Annotated in this window: 24 protein-coding genes; 5 read left to right on the forward strand and 19 right to left on the reverse strand. The window is 31.9% G+C overall.

Translation table 11 applies throughout. The features are described from left to right. From aroC to M9C80_04600, 7 genes are read right to left on the reverse strand one after another with little or no spacing between them, the layout of a single operon-like run. Entirely contained in the window at positions 1-1083 is a 1083-nt protein-coding gene (aroC, locus tag M9C80_04570) for a chorismate synthase (GenBank protein URQ69213.1), read from the reverse strand. A 53-nt stretch (positions 1084-1136) separates the two neighbouring features. Further along, complete coding sequence (locus tag M9C80_04575) at positions 1137-2594, reverse strand: bifunctional 2-methylcitrate dehydratase/aconitate hydratase (GenBank protein ID URQ69214.1); 1458 nt, start codon at positions 2592-2594, stop codon at positions 1137-1139. A 3-nt stretch (positions 2595-2597) separates the two neighbouring features. Then, a complete protein-coding gene (prpC, locus tag M9C80_04580; GenBank protein ID URQ69215.1) occupies positions 2598-3719 on the reverse strand; it encodes a 2-methylcitrate synthase in 1122 nt (373 codons plus the stop codon). Next, positions 3716-4594, reverse strand: a complete 879-nt coding sequence (gene prpB, locus M9C80_04585) for a methylisocitrate lyase (protein ID URQ70203.1) — start codon at positions 4592-4594, stop codon at positions 3716-3718. The genes prpC and prpB overlap by 4 nt, the downstream gene beginning before the upstream one ends. 1 nt (position 4595) lies before the next feature. Continuing rightward, positions 4596-5255: an epoxyqueuosine reductase QueH gene (locus M9C80_04590; GenBank protein ID URQ69216.1), complete on the reverse strand. Its 660-nt coding sequence runs from the start codon at positions 5253-5255 to the stop codon at positions 4596-4598. Beyond that, positions 5248-5859, reverse strand: a complete 612-nt coding sequence (gene thrH / locus M9C80_04595; protein URQ69217.1) for a bifunctional phosphoserine phosphatase/homoserine phosphotransferase ThrH — start codon at positions 5857-5859, stop codon at positions 5248-5250. Before thrH ends, M9C80_04590 begins: the two co-directional genes overlap by 8 nt. Positions 5860-5861: 2 nt before the next feature. Further along, complete coding sequence (locus M9C80_04600; protein URQ69218.1) at positions 5862-6770, reverse strand: 5'-nucleotidase; 909 nt, start codon at positions 6768-6770, stop codon at positions 5862-5864. A gap of 64 nt (positions 6771-6834) precedes the next feature. Between M9C80_04600 and lexA the strand changes: the two genes are divergently transcribed. Next, positions 6835-7449 carry a transcriptional repressor LexA gene (gene lexA / locus M9C80_04605; protein ID URQ69219.1) on the forward strand — a complete coding sequence of 205 codons (615 nt, stop codon included), beginning with the start codon at positions 6835-6837 and terminating at the stop codon, positions 7447-7449. Here the strand turns inward: lexA and M9C80_04610 are convergent. The 8 genes from M9C80_04610 to M9C80_04645 all read right to left on the reverse strand — a co-directional run bounded on the left by M9C80_04610 (position 7446) and on the right by M9C80_04645 (position 14613). Continuing rightward, positions 7446-7700 carry a hypothetical protein gene (locus M9C80_04610; protein ID URQ69220.1) on the reverse strand — a complete coding sequence of 85 codons (255 nt, stop codon included), beginning with the start codon at positions 7698-7700 and terminating at the stop codon, positions 7446-7448. The genes lexA and M9C80_04610 overlap by 4 nt on opposite strands. 23 nt (positions 7701-7723) lie before the next feature. After that, positions 7724-8179 (reverse strand): hypothetical protein, encoded by a 456-nt coding sequence (locus M9C80_04615; GenBank protein URQ69221.1) that lies wholly within the window; start codon positions 8177-8179, stop codon positions 7724-7726. Then, positions 8155-10773, reverse strand: a complete 2619-nt coding sequence (topA, locus tag M9C80_04620; protein ID URQ69222.1) for a type I DNA topoisomerase — start codon at positions 10771-10773, stop codon at positions 8155-8157. The genes M9C80_04615 and topA overlap by 25 nt, the downstream gene beginning before the upstream one ends. Before the next feature lie 64 nt (positions 10774-10837). After that, on the reverse strand, positions 10838-11272 hold the full coding sequence (locus M9C80_04625) for a hypothetical protein (GenBank protein ID URQ69223.1): 435 nt from the start codon (positions 11270-11272) through the stop codon (positions 10838-10840). A gap of 2 nt (positions 11273-11274) precedes the next feature. Continuing rightward, the gene (locus tag M9C80_04630) at positions 11275-12255 is read right to left on the reverse strand and encodes a quinone-dependent dihydroorotate dehydrogenase (GenBank protein URQ69224.1); all 981 of its coding nucleotides are present in this window, start codon (positions 12253-12255) and stop codon (positions 11275-11277) included. Further along, entirely contained in the window at positions 12252-13118 is an 867-nt protein-coding gene (gene galU, locus M9C80_04635) for a UTP--glucose-1-phosphate uridylyltransferase GalU (protein ID URQ69225.1), read from the reverse strand. The genes M9C80_04630 and galU overlap by 4 nt, the downstream gene beginning before the upstream one ends. After that, complete coding sequence (locus M9C80_04640; protein ID URQ69226.1) at positions 13115-13738, reverse strand: rhomboid family intramembrane serine protease; 624 nt, start codon at positions 13736-13738, stop codon at positions 13115-13117. Before M9C80_04640 ends, galU begins: the two co-directional genes overlap by 4 nt. Positions 13739-13740: 2 nt before the next feature. Then, positions 13741-14613: an NAD(+)/NADH kinase gene (locus tag M9C80_04645; protein ID URQ69227.1), complete on the reverse strand. Its 873-nt coding sequence runs from the start codon at positions 14611-14613 to the stop codon at positions 13741-13743. Positions 14614-14740: 127 nt separating this feature from the next. Between M9C80_04645 and M9C80_04650 the strand changes: the two genes are divergently transcribed. Genes M9C80_04650 through M9C80_04660 form a run of 3 tightly spaced genes read left to right on the forward strand, consistent with a single transcriptional unit; the run spans position 14741 to position 17983 of the window. Then, on the forward strand, positions 14741-15934 hold the full coding sequence (locus M9C80_04650; protein URQ69228.1) for an acyl-CoA dehydrogenase family protein: 1194 nt from the start codon (positions 14741-14743) through the stop codon (positions 15932-15934). Positions 15935-15943: 9 nt separating this feature from the next. Then, on the forward strand, positions 15944-17083 hold the full coding sequence (locus M9C80_04655; GenBank protein URQ69229.1) for an acyl-CoA dehydrogenase family protein: 1140 nt from the start codon (positions 15944-15946) through the stop codon (positions 17081-17083). 15 nt (positions 17084-17098) lie between these two features. Then, positions 17099-17983 (forward strand): acetyltransferase, encoded by an 885-nt coding sequence (locus M9C80_04660; GenBank protein URQ69230.1) that lies wholly within the window; start codon positions 17099-17101, stop codon positions 17981-17983. Here M9C80_04660 and rraA read toward each other — a convergent pair. Next, on the reverse strand, positions 17972-18457 hold the full coding sequence (gene rraA / locus M9C80_04665; protein ID URQ69231.1) for a ribonuclease E activity regulator RraA: 486 nt from the start codon (positions 18455-18457) through the stop codon (positions 17972-17974). The genes M9C80_04660 and rraA overlap by 12 nt on opposite strands. 72 nt (positions 18458-18529) lie before the next feature. Here rraA and M9C80_04670 point away from each other — a divergent pair, with 72 nt between their 5' ends. Next, positions 18530-19684, forward strand: a complete 1155-nt coding sequence (locus tag M9C80_04670) for a nitronate monooxygenase (GenBank protein ID URQ69232.1) — start codon at positions 18530-18532, stop codon at positions 19682-19684. A 6-nt stretch (positions 19685-19690) separates the two neighbouring features. On the opposite strand, the gene M9C80_04675 is transcribed toward M9C80_04670, so the two are convergent. Genes M9C80_04675 through M9C80_04685 form a run of 3 tightly spaced genes read right to left on the reverse strand, consistent with a single transcriptional unit; the run spans position 19691 to position 21955 of the window. Further along, positions 19691-20071, reverse strand: a complete 381-nt coding sequence (locus M9C80_04675; protein URQ69233.1) for a VOC family protein — start codon at positions 20069-20071, stop codon at positions 19691-19693. Beyond that, complete coding sequence (msrA, locus tag M9C80_04680; GenBank protein URQ69234.1) at positions 20068-21351, reverse strand: peptide-methionine (S)-S-oxide reductase MsrA; 1284 nt, start codon at positions 21349-21351, stop codon at positions 20068-20070. Before msrA ends, M9C80_04675 begins: the two co-directional genes overlap by 4 nt. Continuing rightward, positions 21335-21955 carry a glutathione S-transferase family protein gene (locus M9C80_04685; protein URQ69235.1) on the reverse strand — a complete coding sequence of 207 codons (621 nt, stop codon included), beginning with the start codon at positions 21953-21955 and terminating at the stop codon, positions 21335-21337. The genes msrA and M9C80_04685 overlap by 17 nt, the downstream gene beginning before the upstream one ends. Positions 21956-22041: the final 86 nt, after the last annotated feature.

Genomic DNA, 22041 nt, shown 5'->3' on the forward strand with positions numbered 1-22041 from the left:
CTATTCCGTAAATGGTAAATTTTGTTCAACATTTGCGCATTGTGCTTTGTTAATTAATAAATGATCGACTAAAACAAGACTTACCATTGCCTCAGCAATAGGCACTGCTCTAATGCCAACACAGGGATCATGTCTTCCTGTAACCTCGATTTTAATCTCCTCGCCTTTTTTATTTATCGTATTTCCTTCTGTTTTAATGCTTGAAGTTGGTTTTATAATAAAACTTAAACTTATATCATCTCCATTTGATATTCCTCCAAGAATTCCTCCTGAATTATTTGAAGAATAGCCCGATGAAGTAATTTCATCTCTCGCTTCAGAACCTTTTAAATATAAAAGCTCATCAGCATTACCTATAGAGACTGATTTGACAGCATTTATCGTCATAATTGCTTTTGCCAAGTTTGCATCTAATTTTTCAAATACTGGATCGCCAAGCCCAACTGGACAATTCTCAACAATAACACCTAATTTAGCACCAACAGAATTACCCTCTTCAATTAAATCATGAAACATTGAATCTAAATTTGAAAGCTTAGAATCATCACAAAAGAAATATTTATTATTGATTTCTTTATGATTAATTACGTCAGCTTTAACTGTACCTATTTCAGAGACAAATCCATTTACCGACACTCCCTCTTTTTGAAGTATTTTTTTTGCAATTGATCCAGCAGCAACCCAATTAACCGTCTCTCTTGCACTAGCTCTTCCACCACCCCTATAATCTCTATGACCATATTTCGCTTGATACGTGATATCAGCATGATTAGGTCTGAAGAGATCTTTTATATTTGAATAATCCTTAGATTTTTGATCCTTATTGTAAATTATCATACCAATTGGCGTACCAAGTGTTTTCCCTTCAAATACTCCTGATAATATTTCTACTAAATCGTCTTCTTTTCTTTGTGTAGTTACATCAGATTGGCCAGGCTTTCTTCTATTTAATTCTAATTGAATATCTTCATTGCTGAGACTTATATTAGGTGGACAACCATCCAATATGCAGCCCATAGCAAGTCCATGACTTTCACCAAAAGTCGTAATTTTAAATATTTTTCCAAACGTATTGCCTGACATGGCGATAATTATAGTCCAAAAAGCTAAAAAAGCTTTATTTTTAGGGTTTTTTACTAGTTTTGAGTTTTCTTAGACAAAAGAGATTGAAAATCCAACACTGAAGTCTCCTCTAGTTTTCTTTGATCCATACAGAGTTTAAATATTTTATTTGCTACTTCTTCTGTATATGTAATATTTAAATTATTCATAAATTTTTTCTCTAATACCGGTATGCCTTCTTCTCGTCTTCTCATGTGGCCTATTGGATACTCAACCTCGCAATTCTCAGTTGATGTTCCATCATTAAAATGAATTTGTATGCTGTTAGCAATCGATCTTTTATCTGCTTCAAGATATTCTTTTGAGTACCTTTTATCTTCATTGACTATCATTTTTCCTCTTAGTACATCAATTCTTGGATCTTTAGCAACAGAATCTTCATAATCTTCTGCTACTAAATTACCTTTTAACAAAGCAATTGCAACCATATATTGTAAGCAATGATCTCTATCTGCTGGATTATTTAAGGATCCAACTTTTGAAATAATTCTAATAGCAGATTCATGAGTGGTTATATTAATTGATTTGATTTGATCAACTTTATCTTTAATCTCACTATGAAGTTTTACTGCTGCTTCTACTGCTGTTTGAGCATGAAATTCAGCTGGAAAACTAATCTTAAAAAGAATATTTTCCATAACATATGTTTCAAAAGGCTGCGGCAAGGACAATTTATTACCATCGAAGGAAACATCTTCAAATCCCCAAATAGGAGCAGAAAGAACACCTGGATAACCCATTTCACCTGACAAAGTTATCATCGCTAATCTTACAGCCCTGCTGGTTGCATCACCTGCTGCCCAACTTTTTCTTGAACCAGCATTTGGAGCATGCCTGTAAGTTCTTAAACTTTGGCCGTCTAACCATGCTTGACTTACAGCATTTTTAATTTGATCTAATGATCCACCAAGTAATTTTGTTACAACAGCAGTTGATGCAACTTTTACTAATATTACATGATCGAGACCAACTTTATTGAAACTATTTTCAAGTGCTAGGACTCCTTGTATTTCATGTGCCATGATCATTGACTCCAATAAAGCACGCATGGATAAAGGTTCCTTTCCAATAGAAATATTTTGCTGAGATACAAAATCACAAACAGCTAATATTGCACCTAAATTATCCGATGGATGGCCCCATTCCTCAGCAAGCCATGTATCATTGTAATCAAGCCATCTAACAATACAACCAATATCAAATGCGCCTTTAATAGGATCCAACTGATAATCTGTTCCTGGAACTCTTACACCAAAAGGGACATGTGTATCTTTAACAATAGGGCCAAGCATCTTTGTGCAAGCAGGGAATTTAAGTGCAAGCAGACCGCATCCGATTGTATCTATTAAACAGTTTCTAGCAGTATCTAATGCTAAGTCAGATTTAATTTCATATGAATAAACATAATTTGCTATTTTAGATATTAATTCATCAAAATCTGGTCTGACATTCAGATCAAAATTCGATGACATTTTTTAAGACCTATCAGAAATATCAACCCAATCTGATGATACAACTCCAGTATATTCAGCACTTGGTCTAATAATTCTATTATTTCCTCTTTGCTCCATACAATGAGCAGTCCATCCTGATACTCTCGACATTACAAATATTGGAGTGAATAATTTTGTTGGTATGCCCATATAGAAATAGGCTGGAGCATGGAAAAAATCAGCATTAGCGAACATATTCTTCTCATCGGCCATAACTTTTTCAACTTCTTCTGCAACTTGATAAAGAGAATCGTTATCTGAAATTTCGGATAGTTGTTTTGCATATTCTTTTATGACAGCATTTCTTGGATCTTTTATAGAATAAACTGCATGACCAAATCCCATTATTTTTTCTTTCTTATTTAACATTTCAATAATATTAGATTTGGCTTCTTCTTTTGATGTCCAGTTTTCAATTAATTCCATTGCTTTCTCATTGGCTCCTCCGTGAAGAGGACCTCTTAAAGATCCAATTGCTGCAACAACACATGAATGAATATCTGACATTGTTGATGCGCATACTCTTGCTGTAAAAGTAGATGCATTAAATTCGTGTTCAGCATACAAAATCAGGGATACATCCATGACTTTCTTATGAAGATCAGAAGGTTCTTTATCGTGAAGTATATGAAGAAAATGTCCCGCCATGCTGTCCTCATCATTAACTAAATCAATATCTAATCCCTCATGAGAAAATTTATACCAATATGTAACAATTGAGGGCATAGTTGCAATCATTCTGTTTATTGAATTAAGTTGATTAGAAAAATCTCCTTCGGGTTCAATGTTGCCTAGCATGGATGTTCCAGTTCTCATTACATCCATTGGATGAGCGCTAGCTGGTATTTTTTGAAGTACTTCTTTTAATGAATTAGGGAGGTCTCTGTTCTGCTTAAGTAATGATTTATATTCATCTAATTCTGCTTGATTAGGAAGTTTATCGTATAGCAAAAGGTAAGCTGTTTCTTCGAAGGTTGATTTTTCTGCAAGCAACTCAATCTTATGACCTCTGTATGCAAGGCCCTCAATTTGACCAACTGTGGAAAGAGATGTTTCACCTGCAACTTGTCCTCTTAGACCGGCTCCTTCTAATTTTTTTGTCATTTTTTTTCCTTATTCAACATTTTGTTGTCAAGTTGCTTTTCAAAATAATAGTAATCTAATACTTCATACAATTCTTCTCGGGTTTGCATTATATCTAAGAGGGGCTTCTGTGTCCCGTCTTTAATAATTGATTTATAAATTTTTTCTGCGGATAAACTCATAGCTCTAAATGCTGTTAGTGGATATAAGACCATATCAACTCCAACTTTTTGCAATTCATCTTGAGTAAATAAAGGAGTTTTTCCAAATTCAGTGATGTTTGCAAGTATTGGAATATCAAAATTTTCTTTAAAAATTTTGTATTGATCTATTGAAGTCACAGCTTCAAGGAAGATGCCATCAGCTCCCTCCTCGATATATTCTCTACATCTATCAATCGCACTATCAATACCCTCAGTTGCAATCGAATCAGTTCTGGCCATCACAAAAAATGATTCATGTTTTTTGGCATCTAAAGCAGCATTTAGTCTAGCTCTCATTTTTGTTTTTGAAACCAATTTTTTATTAGGTCTATGTCCACATCTTTTATCAAAAATTTGATCTTCAATATGAACAGCCGCACAACCAGCTTTTTCCATTTCAACAATTGTTTTTGATATTTCTTTTACATCACCCCAACCAGTGTCTATATCGACAAGAAGTGGTAATGATGAAGCACTAGTTATTCTTTTTACATCAATTAAAACATCTTGCATTGAAGTAAAACCAAGATCAGGTAAGCCATATGAAGCAGCAGCAACTCCACTTCCTGAAAGATATATTGCTTTATGACCTGCCATCTCTGCTAACTTTGCAGAATAAGCATTTATTGTTCCAGGAATAATTAAAGGAATGTGTTGTCTTAACGATTCTCTAAATAAAACACCTGGCAAAATATTAATAAAATTTTACTCCTCTAATAATCCTATCTCTATTATTTTTTCTTCTCCATTTATTGGTATCTCTCAAGCTGTAAACACATCCACAATATTCTTGTTGATAGAAATGTTCTCTTTTTGAAATTTCTATCATTCTTGAAGAACCTCCTTCTTTTCTCCAATTAAAATCCCAATATTTAACTTCATCATATCTTGATGCAGCTCTTAAACCAGCTTCGTTAATTTGATTCATATCTTTCCATCTAGAAATTCCCAACGTCGTTGCAAAAACTTTAAAAGAATTTTCTTTAGCGTAAAGTGCTGATCTTTCAAAACGAATATCAAAGCATTTTGTGCACCGTTTTCCTCTTTCTGGTTCATTTTCTAATCCTTTGACTCGCTTAAACCAATTATCCTTATCATAATCTGCATCAATAAACTCAAAACCAAGCTTGTCACAGAATCTTTTATTTTCATCTTTCCTAATTTCATATTCTTCTATAGGGTGTATGTTTGGATTATAAAAATATATGCTTGTTTTAATTTCAGATACAGATAAGGCTTCCATAATTTCTCCAGCACATGGCGCGCAACAGCTATGAAGTAGTAATCTATTTTCACCATTAGGTATTTGAAGCTTTGGTCTTTCAAAATTTTTTAATTTTAAATGTTCATTCATGATTAAAATTTGAATTATCTGTTAATGCTTTTTCAAGATCATTATAATCATGAAATGATGGAATATTAGGGTAAGTGTCCGAAATTTTTTTTGGAGCATTCATAAAAAATCCTTTATCAGCTATCTCAAACATTTGAATATCATTATATGAATCCCCTGTTGCAAAACATTTGTACCCAAGAGATTGAAAATTCTTAATTGCTAATTTTTTTGTCTTAGTGTCTCTTAAATTATATGAAATAATTTTATTGTTTTTTAATTCTAAGGTATGACATATGATCATAGGAAAGCCAAGTTTTTTCATTAATGGTTTAGCAATTTCATGGAAAGTATCTGACAAAATAACTATCTGGAATTTCTCCCTTAACCTATCTAAAAATTCTTTTGCTCCAGGTAAAGGATCAAGCTGAGACGCAGCTTTTTGTATATCCAGAATATTCATATTATTTTTATTCATTAAATCCAACCTAAAATCCATTAAATCTGAATAATTAGGTATATCTCTTGTGGTTTTATTAAAATCATCTATTCCTGAATTTTTTGCTACTTGCTCCCATATCTCAGGAGTTAATGTCCCTTCCATATCAAAACATAAAATTTCCATTTTTATTGTCCTTTATTTTTTATTCCGTATGGAACATGACCTGAAGGTGTATCTTTTGAAATTTCGATAATATTATTTTTTTGATCATCAAAAAATATATCTGCTTCAAAAGATTTTAAAAAATCTTTTTTAGGCAATCCTCCAAGAAAAAGAGATTCATCAATTCTTACACCCCATTCCCTTAAAGTTTTTATAACTCTTTTATCAGATGGTGCGGATCTTGCGGTCACTAAAGCAGTCCTAATTGGGCAATCAGATTCATCAAATTCTTTTTGGATTTTATTTAATTCAATTAAAAAAGATTTAAAAGGTCCTTCTTTTAAGATAGTTTTAGCTTTTTTTTCATTTTTTATAAAAGCGTCCAAACCTTTTTTATGATAAATAATCTCAGACTCATCTGAAAATATTACTGCATCTCCATCAAAAGCAATTTTAAGTTGGTTATTAGATTTCTTTGCAGAAAAATTTTTTTTTGTTGAAATAATTGTTGCTGCTGCAACATTACTATCTATTGCTAGTGAAACATCCTCAAGGCTGCTAGATAAGAAAAGATGAACTCCAAAATCTTTTACATATTTATGCGGACTTTCTCCTCCGCAAAATGCAGCTCTACTAATATTTAAGTCATGTGCCTCTATAGAATTTCTAATTCTTAGACCTGTATCTGATGTATTTCTTGAGAGAAGAATAACTTCAATTCTCTCTTTATTTTTATAAAAATTATTAATTTTTAGTATTTTTTTTACAAGATCAAAAGCTTCTCCAGGATCGAGAATATTTTCTTCGTTATCAATTTGGTATTTTCTATATGATTCTAATCCTTCTTTTTCATAGATTTCATGACTTTCATCTAAATTAAACAAAGCTCTTGATGAAATACCAATAATTAATTTCGAATCTTCTTTTTTCATATTTCTTGAAATCTTATGTATATTTATATTATACTGTATATATATTCAGTATAATTAACATATTATGAAAGATATAACTCCACAACAAAATAAAGTACTTGATTGTATAAAAATTTACATTAATAAGACAGGTTTTCCGCCTACAAGAGCAGATATTTGCAGTGAACTTGGTTTTAAATCACCAAATTCTGCAGAAACGCATCTTCGAGCTTTAGAAAAAAAAGGATTTATATCAATTGAAAGTGGTGCATCGCGCGGAATTTCTGTAATTAACAATGATTCCAACACAGAGCCTGATGCATATCCTATTATTGGTTTGGTTGCAGCTGGCTCTCCAACCTTGGCAACAGAGAATATTGAAAAGTTTGTAAATTGTTCCAAAAGTATTTTTAACAAAAAATTTGACTATTTTCTTAGAGTAAAAGGTTTAAGCATGAAAGATGCTGGCATTATGGAAGATGATCTTATAGCTGTTCACAAAACTTCAGAGGTAAGAAATGGTGATATTGTAATTGCAAGATATGATGATGAGGTTACTGTAAAATTTTTTGAAAAACTCTCTGATAAAAAAATTAGACTTATCCCAGCAAATTCTGACTTTAAAAATTTAGAAATTAATCTAGAGGAAACAGAATTACATATTGAAGGTAAAAGTGTTGGATTGATAAGAGAAAACTAGTGAAGAGTAACTGGTTTTTTGTTAATGCCTTTTTGATTTTCTAGAAATTCGTCAAGATCACTTACATTTCCACTAACACTTTCAATACCAGCTTTAATCATTTCTTTTGCGACTGCTAATTCTTGACCTTGCAAAAAATCTTTTGATTCATTAGAAAAACTTATTTTTACAATTGGATTATCATGATCATCAGAACGTCTAAGAACTATAGTTCCATCAGGTAGTTGAGCGAGCTCTAAATAATTTGTCATAAATTCTCCATGTATGAATTAGCTTAGCATTCTATTAAGGATTTGCGAAGTAATGAACAAAACCTATTGTACTTATTTAGTGTTGAGTGCAAATTATTCAAGTCATTTGATGCACTAGAGGCAATAATGTTTAAATCTGGGACCTGTAGGAGATTTTTTTTTGAATTTTCTAAATCAAATAAAAAGCCTCCTGAATTAATTTCTGATTGAATTATATTTTTTATAGAATCAGAATTTTGAAGTAATTTACATTTTTCTGAAAAATTAAAATTATCAAAATCTTTTATACTTAGATCTAGTTCATTATGAATTGCATCACAAAAATAGCTAATACTTTCTTCAATTGATAAATAAAAAAGGGAATACAAATTTTTATCTGTGTTATCAATTTCTATTTTTTTTAAAATATCACACGCTATATCCTGATAATGATTTGCAAGTTCGAATTCTTCCACTAGCTTTTTAAACTCTCTTTCCATTCCCCTTTATTAAAAGAAGCGGTCCATTTTGTTTTCTTTCCATCTTTTTCTGACGCAACATAATGGATATCATCTGTCCTGTTATATCTTATAACGTATGGATTTCCATCCTTGTCTTTTACAGGAGCGTTCAAAAGATAAAGGTGTTTGTCTTTATCAGGCAAAAATCTGCATGAATAAGAAAATTCATCCTTGAGATTATTAATCTCAGATACTTTTGGTGCACGCGTTTCTCTATTTTTAGGATATTGGCTTGCTGCCAAAAATAAACCTTTCATACTATCTCTGAGCAAATAATGATCATCACATTTTATGCATTTTAAATCAGGCAGATCTATTGGCTCCATAGTTAAAGGCTTAGGCTCTCCATTTCTTTGTAATGCTCTTGTGGCACCACAATTATCGTTAAGACATCCAAAATATTTTCCAAAACGTCCTGTTTTTAATTGCATATCAGATCCGCATTTATGACATTCTAATGTTGGTCCGTCATAACCTTTAATTTTAAATTGGCCATCTTCAATAAGATAACCATCACAATCAGGATTTTTACCACAAACATGAAGTTTACGATTTTCATCTATTAAATAATTATCCATGCTCGTATCGCACTTTGGACATCTTTTCTTAATAAGGAGGTTTTGAGCTTCTTCGGTATCATCAATACTTATCGCCTCATCACCTGAAATGAGATTTAAAGTTTTTTTGCATTTTTCATCTCCAGTATTTTCATATCCAGAGCAACCCAGGAAAACTCCATTTGATGAATTCCTAATAACCATATTAGTTTTTCCACATGGGCAAGTAATATCTGTTGAGGTTGGTTGATTTGTTTTCATCCCATCCTCACTTGAGGCTGAAATTAAATCTCTTTTAAATGCATCATAAAAATCATCGAGAACTTTTTTCCACTCTAACTCTCCATCAGCAACCCTATCAAGATTATTTTCAAAATTTGCTGTGAAGTCGTAATCCATAATTTTATCAAAGTTTTCAACTAATCTTTCAGTAACAATATGACCAATTTTTTTTACAAATAATCTCCTGTTTTGAATCTCAACATAGCCTCTTTCCTGGATAGTTGAAATAATTGCTGCATATGTCGAAGGTCTTCCAATGCCTTTTTTTTCGAGCTCTTTTACAAGTGCAGCTTCAGAAAATCTCGCAGGAGGTTTAGTGAATTTTTTATCAAGATTTAATTTATTTAAGTTTAGAATTTCATTTTCATCTAAGGATGGGAGTATTTCTTCGTCTTTGTCTTTACCTGAAGAATTCATTATTTTTGAATATCCATCAAAAACAATTTCTCTTCCAGTAGCAGAAAATGTGTACTGACCTAAATTAATTTTTACTGAAGTAGATAAATATTCTGCATCAGGCATTTGCGAAGCAATATACTGTTGCCAAATCAGATCATAAAGTTTTTGTTCCTCTTCAGAAATTCCAATTAAATCAGATGCTTTTAAGAAAGCATTTGTAGGTCTTACAGCTTCATGAGCCTCCTGAGCATTTTCCGTGCTTGAATATATTCTTGGTGCATTAGTAAGATACTTTTCACCAATATTTTGAGATATGAAATTCCGAGCATCTTGAATTGAATCTTTGCTTAAGCTGGGAGCATCAGTTCTCATATAAGTAATGAAGCCAGCTTCATATAATTTTTGTGCCACTCGCATTGTTCTTTTTACATTAAATCCAAGTCTGGTTGAGGCTGATTGTTGTAATGTTGATGTAATAAAAGGCGGTCTTGGTTTTGTTCTGGTAGGTTTTTTAACTATTTCATCAATTTTCAAAGATGATTCTTTTATTAATGATTCTATTTCAAGTGCCTCTTTTTCTTTTAATAATGGATCTGATTTCTTTCTTGAAAGTTTGAAATTAATTACCTGCTTACTATCATTTTCTAGAATCATGGAAATCTCCCAAAATTCTTCTGGAATAAATTCTTGAATAAGGCCTTCTCTTTCAGCTAAAAGTCTTAAAGCAACCGATTGAACTCTTCCAGCTGACAGGCCTCTTGCAATTTTTTTCCATAATAGCGGAGACAATTCAAAACCCACTACTCTGTCTAAAAATCTTCTGGCTTGCTGAGCTTTTACCAAATCAAGATCAATTTCCTGTGGATCAGAAAAAGAATCTAATATTGCTGTTTTCGTTATTTGATTGAATCTTACCCTAGAATAAGAATGCTTATTTCCTAATGCTTCTTTCAAATGCCAAGCTATTGCCTCACCTTCTCTATCCAGATCTGTAGCTAAATATATATGATCAACATTTTTTGCTGCTTTTTTTAAATCTTTTATTACCTTTTCTTTTTCTGGAATAATTTGATACTCAACAGACCAAGCATTATCAGGATCAACACCCATTCTTCTGATTAACCTATCTCTTTCTTGTTTAACTTTTAGCTCTTTTTTTTCTTCTAGAGAAATATTTTTTGGTAAAGTAATTCTTTTTGCTACATTTTTTGATTTGCCTTTTGGTAAATCTCTTATGTGGCCAACGCTAGATTTGACAATATATTCATTGCCCAAATACTTAGATATAGTTTTGGCTTTTGCTGGTGATTCAACAATTACAAGTGAGGTAGTCATAGTTATAAAAGCATTCTCCTTTTTTTATGAATAACATTAAATGAGTACCTTTGACAAGTAGAATTTAAATTAATTTTATTTCGTTAACTATTTTTTTTAGCTCATCAAGTCCTAAAAACTCTTTCCATAAAAAGGAAATTGTGGAATGAGTATATATAATTTCTTTTATAGAATCTGGAAAAAATTGAACGCTTTTATTTATATTCTCATACTCATTTGAGTATTTTAATTTAACAGGAGAATACAGAATAAATAATGATTTGTCTCTAATAAAATGAGCGTCTTTTAAATTTGTTGTATTTTTTATTTGGTAGCATATTAAAGTTGGATCATTTTTTTTAAATTTAATTCTGGAGTGAGAAAGAGAAACTACCTTACAACCAATCTTTGATGCTTCCATTCGTAATTTTGATATTTTCTTTGCAGATTTAGTTGGAAGCGCAAGACTAATTGAACCAATAAGAAAAGTGATAATAATAATTATTATTACCAACTCCATGGTTATTGCAAAATCTCATTTACTATTTTTGGACCTTTTATAATAAATCCAGAATAAATTTGAACAAGAGATGCGCCAAACTCAATTTTTTTTAGAAAATCATCTTTTTTTAAAACTCCACCAACTCCAATTATTGGCATAGAGGGATGTTTTGTACTTATTTTTTTTATCATTTCCGTTGACTTCTTCATTAAAGGTGCGCCTGAGAGTCCGCCCTCAAAATTTTTTTTACTTTTATTCAATGAACTTTTATCAAGAGTTGTATTTGATACTATAAGACCAGATAGTGACGATAATTCAATTAGATTAGAAATGTTCTCAATAGTTTCATTTGATTCATCTGGTGATATTTTTAAAAAAATTGGTTTGAAAGTACCTAGTTTTTGAGATTCATTTTTAATAGCATCAAGCAATTCTCTAATATTATCATCAGAATGAAGATCTCTTAATTGCGGTGTATTAGGTGAAGAAATATTTACGGCTATGTAATCACAATGATTAAAAACTTTTCTTAAACAAATAAGATAGTCCTCAATTCTTTTGTTACCAGTCGATGATTTATTAGCACCAATATTTACGCCAATAATGCCTGTATAGATTCTTTTTTTTAATCTATTAACTAAATAATCTACTCCCTTATTATTGAATCCCAGTTTATTTATAATTGCATTGTCTTCAAAAGCTCTGAACATTCGTGGCTTAGAATTGCCAGCTTGTGGTAATGGTGTAACTGTTCCAACCTCAATAAAACCAAAACCCAAGCTACCAAGACTATCAATATAGTCACCATTTTTGTCTAAACCTGCTGCAACTCCAAGTTTGTTCTTAAAATTTAATCCTAATAAATTAAAATCATGGGTTTTAACTGGTTTATAAAAAAGTTTTAATAAATTAGTTCTGTATAGAATATTCAATGATTTTAAAGCCAAGGTATGAGCAACCTCGGGCGGAAATAATTTAAATATATTTAAAAAAAAGTTCAATCTATGCTCTTAATAAATTTTTTAATATCTTCTTTGATTTCATTATCACTCAAGGCATAAGAGATAATTGCTTGGACGTATCCAAGCTTGCTGCCACAGTCAAATTTTTTACCAGAATAAAGTAATGCTGAAATAGGTTCTTCTTTAGCCATTAATCTTATAGCATCTGTTAATTGTATCTCGCCTGATTTATCTTCTTTGACAAGTTTTAAAAAGTCAAAGATATCTGGAGTTAATATGTATCTTCCACAAACCGCGATATCAGATGGAGCATTGTTCTTATTTGGTTTTTCTACAATATCATCTATTTCTATTAAATTTTTGTTGATTTTTCCTGGCTTTATTACTCCATATTTATGAATTTGATTAGAATCAATTTTATTTACTGCTACAACAGAATTTTTGGTTTGAAAATATGCTTCACTTAATTCCTTTATGCATGGAACTTCTGAAACAAATAAATCATCGGGCAGGATAACTGCAAAGGGTTCATCTATTACGTAATCAGCAGCTAAAGAAATTGCATGCCCTAAGCCAATTTGTTCCTCTTGAGTAATAAAATGAAATTCTATTGAGTTATATTTGTTGGGATTAATTTTTTCAACTAAATTAGATTTTCCCTTTTTTAATAGTTTATTCTCTAAAGATTCAGATCTTTCAAAATGAGTTTTTATTGAATATTTGTCTGGACTAGTAACAAATATTATTTCATCAACTCCAATAGAAATAGCTTCATCAACAGCATATTCAATAAGAGGCATATCAACAATTGGCAACATTTCTTTTGGAATAGCTTTTGTTGCAGGTAAGAATCTTGTACCTAATCCTGCCACTGGTAAAATTGCTTTCTTAATCTGTGTCATATTTTTTTAGTAGGTATTATTAGATACATCATAGCAAAAATTATTCCAGAAATAAGGCCACCAAGATGAGCAAAATTTGCTACTGATCCAAATCCAAAAAGATCCAGCACTCCTGAAAATCCAAGAAAAAGCCAAATTATCATAAACAAATATAAAGCTGGTGGCATTTCGTATATGTTTTTGCTTGCTTCGAACTCTCTGATCATACAAAAACCAATCAATCCATAAACTACTCCTGACAAACCCCCAAAAAAGGCACTTTCGCTGAAGAAATACTGCGCAATATTTGAAAGTATCGAGGAAAAGATTACCAATGATAGAAAAATAATTTTTCCATCAATTTCTTCGATTCTTAATCCCAATATATAAATCCATAAGCAATTAAATGCTAAATGTGTAAAAGAAAAATGCAGCAACATTGGAGTAAGGAGCCTCCACCACTCATTATAAATATAATAAGTTTCACTAAATGAGTAGGTTCCAATATTTTTATATGATGTAATCTCGAATTTTAAGAATGTTAAGTAAGAAATAATTTCAGCATTTGAACCAAAATTTGAAATAAAACTAACAATTATCGATATGAATATAATTTGAATTGATAAATTTTTTATTATCAAAACTATAATTTATGGTTTTGTGAAATATCTAAACTCCAACCAAGTTTTTCTCTGCAAGCCTCGAAAAAATCATTACTTTTTGGATGAACTAAATTAAGGTTTTTATCCAATTTCTCTATAAAAATTTTTGTATTATATTTTACAGGTACATCATCTTGACCATCTGCACATATTCTCGCAACTTTATTTGGTCCATCTAAGATTTCAATAAAAATTTCCTCATTAGATGATATTACAAAAGGTCTTGATGAAAGACTTTGAGGAAGCATTGGTAGTATTGTCCACACATCTAGCTTTGGATGAATAATAGGGCCTCCAGCAGATAGCGCATAAGCAGTAGAACCTGTCGGTGTAGCTATGATTAATCCGTCTGATCTTTGTTCATAAACAATTTTTCCATTAACAGTGAGTCTATATCGCATAAGTTGCGCATAAGATCCTGAGTGAATAGTAATTTCATTAAGGCCGTATAAATTTTTATCTTCAAAAGTAGCTTTAACTAGATTTCTTTTTTCTACATCGTAACTACCATCTAATATTTCCTTAATTGCGTTCTCAAAATTTTTTATATTTATATCAGTCAAAAAACCTACTTTACCCATGTTAATTCCAAGTATTGGGATATTGCTATTTATATATTTTCTTGATGAATTTAAAAGTGTTCCATCTCCACCAAAAACAATAATTAAATCAACTTTAGCAATGAAGTCATCGTGAAATAATTCCTCACAAAATTTATTTGTGTATCCAAGACCCTTTTCAATAAAAATTTCTGGTCGCAATTTAACCAAAGCAGACAAAAGAGAATCTAAAATTTTTACATCAAGTGCAGGGAAATTTTTTTCTCTGACATAAACACCGATACTAGTAAACATTGCAGCATTATACTCTTTCAGCTATGTGAATAAATATTGATAAGGATTTTTTTTTCTTTCATCCTCGAAAAAAAATTTTTTATCCTTATAATAAATAAATGTTAATACACACATTTTTTAACTCAAGATGGATAATCTAGAAAAATTTAGACAGGAAACAAAAGAATGGTTAGATACTAACTGCCCCAAATCAATGAGAACTGGTGCAGATCCAAAAACTCCAATTGATGAGGTGTGGGGTGGCAGAAAAGCTGTGTACAAAAACCCAGAATCCAAAATTTGGTTAGACAGAATGGGCGCTAAAGGTTGGACTATGCCTACAGTCCCAAAAGAATACGGAGGCGGAGGATTGTCCGCTGATGAGGTAAAAATTTTAAATCAAGAAATGTTCATGATTGGAGCAAAATCACCCCTACTGAGTTTTGGTATTTGGATGCTTGCTCCAGTACTTCTAGAGTATGGAACTGAAGAACAAAAAAAAGAACACCTTCCAAAAATAATCAAAGGTGAAATTAGATGGTGTCAAGGTTATAGCGAACCTGGCTCTGGCTCGGATTTAGCTAGTTTGTCAACAAAAGCTGATGATGTTGGTAATAATTTTTGTGTAAATGGTCAAAAAGTTTGGACATCATATGCAGATAAAGCTGATTGGATTTTCGCACTGGTTAGAACAGGCCCTAAGGAACCAAAACATGACGGAATAAGCTTCTTGCTAATTGATATGGAAAGTAAAGGTGTATCGACAAAACCAATAACTCTTATCAGTGGGAAATCACCCTTTTGCGAGACTTTTTTTGATGATGTTGAGGTACCTAAAAAAAATTTAGTTGGAGAGCTAAATGCTGGATGGACTATTGCAAAAGCATTACTTCAACATGAAAGAGCTTTCATATCAAACTTTGGTCTTGCATCTGCTATGGGTAGTGGGAAGGACCTAGTTTCAATTGCTAAAAAACATGTTGGTGAAGAAAATGGAAAAATAAAAAATAATTTTTATAGATCTCAAATTGCATCTCACAAAATTAAAGAACATGCATTTGGCCTAACGCTTAAAAGAGCTGGTGATGAGGGCGGTAAAGCAAGCGCTACTGCATCAATGTTTAAACTTTATGGAACAGAACATAACAAAAAAAGACACGAGCTTATGGTTTCTGCGATGGGAACTGATGGAGTTGCTTGGGATGGTGATGAGTTTGATAAAGAAGACAAAAACTTAACTCGAGCTTGGTTAAGAACAAAAGGTAACTCTTTGGAAGGCGGAACTTCTGAGGTGCAATTAAATGTTATTTCTAAAAGAGTATTAGGATTGCCAACTAATTAGTAAAAAAGTATGAAACTAATTCTCACTGAAGAGCAACAGTTTTTAAAAGATACTGCTTCAGATTTTGCATCAGAAAAAACACCAATTTCGCATTTTAGAAATTTGAGAGATTCAAATGATCCACAACTATGGGATAGCGAAGTGTGGAAAGAAATGGTCGCTCTAGGTTGGGCAGGAATTTTGATACCAGAGGAATTTGGAGGATCTGATTTTGGTGTTACTGGAATAAGCGTTATCTTACAAGAATGTGCAAAAACTTTGACGCCGTCTCCACTTTTTGCAACAGGTGTACTAGGTGCTTATGCCATTACAAATTTTGGCAATCAAGAACAAAAAGAAAAATACTTACCTAGAATAATTTCTGGAGAGATCACAACAGCCTTGGCTATAGACGAGTCCAGTCATCATGATCCTCGTAATATTTCAATGACTGCAACATTGAAAAAAAATTCATATGTTCTAAACGGTAAAAAATCTTTTGTTGTAGATGGATCAAGCGCTGATACATTGATTATTGTTGCCAGAACTTCTGGAAACAAAGGAGATGATACTGGTTTAACAATTTTCATAACAGATGCAGACAATGAGGGAATTAAAAAAGTCAAAACTGATATGGCAGATTCAAGAAATTATGCAAACATTTATTTTGATAACGTTTTGATACCTGCAGAGAATATACTCGGTAGTTTAGAAACTGGTGGTGAATCTATTGAAAGAATTCTTGATATTGGAAGAATAGCAATATCTGCAGAAATGTTAGGGAATGCAGAAGCTGCATTTGAAACAACAATTGATTATCTAAAACAAAGGAAGCAATTTGGTGTATTAATAGGTACATTTCAAGCCCTTCAACATAGAGCAGCTCAAATGTTTTGCGAACTTGAATTAACTAAATCATCGGTCATGGCTGCCAGTCATGGAGCAGATGAAAATTCAAATGAATTGCAACGCCTATCTAGTCTCGCAAAAACTGTTGCAGGAGAAACCTTACATTTAGTTTCAAACGAGGCCATCCAAATGCATGGTGGGATTGGAGTTACAGATGAATATGATATTGGTTTCTATTTAAAAAGAAGTAGAGTTATTGAAAATATATTTGGTAATTCTATATTTCATACAGAAAGATATGCTAATTTAACTGGCTTTTGATATTAATAAATAAAAATGAAATTAATCAAATCAAGTATTACAGGCTTGGTATTTTTTCTACTTTTAATTGTTGAATTAACCATAGGATTTTCAAGCCTGACTATTGCAAACATTCCAAGAATGCTTTTGCCAATCAAATCTATAAAAAAATCTTTAGCTAAGTTCTCCAATATTATTGGAGATCTAACTGTTATTGGTTTCAAATATATTATGATATTGATTCATGGAAATAAAATTCAGATTATTAATAATGAAACTTTAAGTACAAAAGATTGGTATTTAGGAATATCTAATCATCAATCATGGGCAGATATCTTTATCATTCTTGCCTCTGCAAACTATAAAATTCCTCTTATTAGGTTTTTTATGAAAAAGGAACTCAAATGGGTCCCCTTTGTATATCTTGCAAATAAATGTTTAAACATGCCATTTGTAAATAGACACTCAAAAGAAGACATTGAAAAAAATCCTGATTTACAATTTCAAGATTATAAAAATACAATTGCAGAATGCAAAAGACTTACAAGAGCCCCTGCTACAATTTTTAGTTATGCTGAAGGCACAAGAAATACTAAAGAAAAACATGCAATTCAACAGTCACCATATAAAAATCTTTTAAAGCCAAAAATCGGTGGTATTGCAACGGCATTATCTGCTGTTACAGAAATAGAATATCTTCTAGATTTTTCATTAATTTATAAATCTGACAAAAGAAATTCTTGGTCTTTTCTTAATGGTGATATGAGAGATGTAAAAGTGCTAATTAAAAAATATAAAATTCCAGAAAATCTTAAAAATAAAAATTATTTTTCTGATCAAGAGTATAGAGAAAATTTTAAAAATTGGATCGAAGAGATTTGGGCTGAAAAAGACTTAAATATCGAAAAGTTAAAATTTTAATTCAGAACTACTCACAACCCATCCATTAGCATCAACATAAATCCAATCATCAGGATTAATATTTATAGAACCAAAAGTTACAGGAACATTTATAATTCCAACACCTCTACTTTTATCAGTTTTCAATGGAAATGAATTTTTTGCATATACACCAATATCGATGTCTTTAATTATTTCAATATCTCGAATATGTCCATTAGTAATAATCCCATTCCATTTATTGTCAAATGCTTGGTTGACTATCTGATCACCAACCATAGAACATAACTTCGAGCCTGTATGCTCTATCAATAAAACTTTTCCCTTTCCATTTTCTTTTACAATATCTTTTACAACGCTATTTGAGTGTTCACATTTTGCAGTGATAATTTGTCCATAAAATTTTTCATTACCGCCATAAGAATTTAAAAATAGGTCCCCTATTTTAAGATCATCGAAAGTATCGCATATGTCAGGAACTGTAAAACTCAACATATGCACATTCTAATTCATTCAAAATTTAAAGTAAGTAATATAGAATAAGATTAAATTTATAATAAAGAAATTATGGAATCACAAATTTGTAAAATACTTGATATAGAATTCCCATTAGTAGCGTTTAGTCACTGTAGAGATGTTGTAGCAGCTGTTTCAAAAGCCGGTGGTATTGGTGTTCTTGGTGCAGTTGGGCTTTCACCAGAAAAATTAGAAATTGAGTTAAATTGGATTGATCAACACATTGACGGCAAGCCTTATGGAGTTGATGTTCTAGTCCCAAATTCATATGTTGGAAAAGGGGAAAATCTTACAAGTAATGATTTGAGATCTATGATACCTCAAGAACATCGCGAATTTCGTGCTGATGTATTAGAGCAATATGATATTGATGCTAATGATTTGAGAAGCATTAAAGATTCAGAAAAAATAGAACAAAACTCTAATGAAGTTCTTGGAGCTGGACTAGATGGCGCAAAAGAAGTCTTAGAAGTTGCTTTCTCACATCGCATAAGTCTTGTAGCAAATGCGTTGGGGGTTCCACCAAAATGGATGTTAGAAATGGGCAAACAGAATAATGTACCAGTCGCAGCTCTTGTTGGAGCTAAACAACATGCTATTAAACAAGCTGAGGCCGGAGTTGATATTATTGTCGTTTCAGGAACAGAGGGCGGTGGGCATTGTGGGAGTGTTTCTACAATGGTTCTTGTACCAGAAGTAAGAAGAGCGCTTAAACCCTATGGAAATGTTCCAATACTTGCTGCTGGAGGAATCTGTACTGGAGAACAAATGGCAGGCATCATGGCTATGGGTGCTGATGGAGTATGGTGTGCATCTGTTTTTCTTCCAACCACAGAAGCTGAGACGTCTGATAACATAAAGGAAAAATTAGTTGCTGCATCATCAAGTCATACAGTGAGATCAAAAAGTCGAACAGGTAAACATTCAAGGCAACTTTCTTCACCATGGGTTGAAGCATGGGAGGATAAAAATGCTCCAGAGCCCTTGCCAATGCCACTTCAAACAATGGTTAGTGAGCCTGCTTTAAAAAAGATATCTGATCAGGCAGCCATTGGTCATGATGGCGCAAAACAACTTGAAACTTATTGGGTTGGTCAAGGTATTGGACTCGTGAATGAGTCAATCTCTGCTGGACAGACTGTTCAAAAGTTTAAAGAAGAATTCTTAAATTCTTATGAGAGAATTAATGAATTTCTATCAGAGTAAAAAAGTCTATCCAAACTTGCAAAAAGTAAGCTTATTACCATCAAGATCTCTAACATAACCTCCATAAAAACCTGTAGCTCTTTGACCAGGAGCACCAGCATCTGTTGCACCTAATGATATAGCTTTTTCATATAAAGTATTCACATCTTTTTCTGTTTTCATTGTAAAACCTGTCATGCTTCCGTTACCCACAGATGCTTCCTCACCATCATATGGAACAAAGACTGCAAACATAGTGTCATCTCCAGGAATAGTCCAAAAATAACTTCTTTCGTTTGGCTTGAAACTTTTAACTTCCATTTCACTAAATAATTCGTCATAAAAAATTTTTGCTCTTTCAAGGTCATTAGTTCCAATGGTTATGTAACTAGCTATTTTTCCTTTCATGCACTCTCCTTTATTTTTACATTAGTAATCTCATCTCTCGTCTTAAATTCAAGAACCGTGGCATTTATACAATATCTTGGCATTCCATTTGGACCATCATCAAAAACATGTCCTAGATGTATATTCGAGGAAACTGATCTTATTTCAGTCCTTTTCATACCATAACTATTATCAGGTAATTCATATACAGACCCCTCAACAGGTTTTGTGAAAGATAACCATCCTGACCTTGAGACAAATCTATTTTTTGTATCAAATAGAGGTTCTCCGCTTAGTTTGTCTATAAATAAACCATCCGGTGTATTTTTAAAAATTTGATATTCTTTGCAAAAGCGCTCATCAGTTCCTTTGTTAAATGCCACGTTATATGCTTCAGAATCTCCTAATTTAAATTTACCTAATAGTTGATAAAAATCTTTTTGATTTATATAGCCTTGATGTGAAAAAACTTCTTTTCCATTTTCTAGAAAAATTAATGATGGTGTAGCCCAAGTTGGAGATGAAATTTCAAGGCCATGCAATTGATCTGAGGTTCTGTAACTAAGTGGGATGCTTCCTTTATAACCACTAGTCACATCATGCTTAAATTTCTCACAATAAGGACAATAATTTTGTGAGTCTAAAACTAAAATTTGCTTTGCAGTAAGGAGATATTCATTATCTAAGAAGTTTTTTTCTTTATTATTAAATACAATTCCTGTGGATAGATCAGGACAATAACCATTGGGATTCTTTTTTAAATAGTCCTGATGATATTCTTCGGCAAGATAGAAATTATCTAAAGGTTCCAGCTTAGTTCTAATTTTTCCATAATCTCCCTCAATCAAAAGTTCTTGGTATTCTGCCATAACTTTCTCTGCGAGTTCTTTTTGATATTCATTTTGAAAAAGAATTGTTGATCTGTATTGTGTGCCTATATCATTGCCTTGCCTATTCAGTTGAGTCGGGTCATGAGTTTCAAAAAAGTGTTTTAAAATATTTTCAAGGGAAACAGCATTACTGTTAAAAGTGATTTTTACAACTTCAACAAAATTATTATCGTTATACTTATTTTTAAACTGAGTTATTGATCTGTAATTTGGTGAAATGCCATACCCATTTGCATAGCCAGATTCTGCATTAATGACTCCATCCATTAATTCATAACCCTTTTCAGCTCCCCAAAAGCAACCAGAGCCAAGATATATTGTTTTGACATGTGAGGTTTTGCTTGCATCTAGATATGGAATGGCAAATAAGACTAGTAATAAGTAATTTAAAATTTTAGTTTTTAAGTTCATATTTATAACTCTTACTTTTAATAAAAGCAGGTCTTGAGAATAAATTATCAGACCACCTCTTTATGTTTGGTTTAAATGCTTGCTCAATACCAAGCGCTTCAGCAAGATTTATTGCATAACTTACACAAATATCTGCCAATGTGAAACGGTTTGAACATAAGTAATCTTTATTATCTAAGGATTTTTCAAGAAGTTTCAACCTTGAAACAAACCATCTGCTATATCCTTCAACAGCAGCATCAGCAACTCCTGGCTCTTGAAATTTATATCTAAGAACAACTGTTTGTGGAAACGTCAATGTAGCATCAGAGTGAAATAACCAATTTAGATATAATGGGTAATCGTCTTCATTTGGTAATACTTGAAGATCAGTTGGGCCGTACTTTTCTACTAAATATTGAGAAATTCCAACAGATTCTGTCATTTTAATGTCGCCATCAATCATATATGGAACTGTTCCAAGCATATTAATATCTAAATATTCTTTCATAAATACCCTTGGAGGAAATGGCATCATTACTAATTCATAATCTAATCCCATTTCTTCTGCAGTCCATATTGGTCGCATTGCTCTAGAATTTTCTGTGCCGTATATTTTTATCATAAATAGAATTACAAATAATTATTTTACAACTAATTAGTGGTAATATTACATATATTATATTACCATTAATATCTAATTAAGGCTTA

Source organism: SAR86 cluster bacterium, from assembly GCA_023703615.1.
In the GTDB taxonomy this organism is placed as follows: domain Bacteria; phylum Pseudomonadota; class Gammaproteobacteria; order Magnimaribacterales; family D2472; genus MED-G85.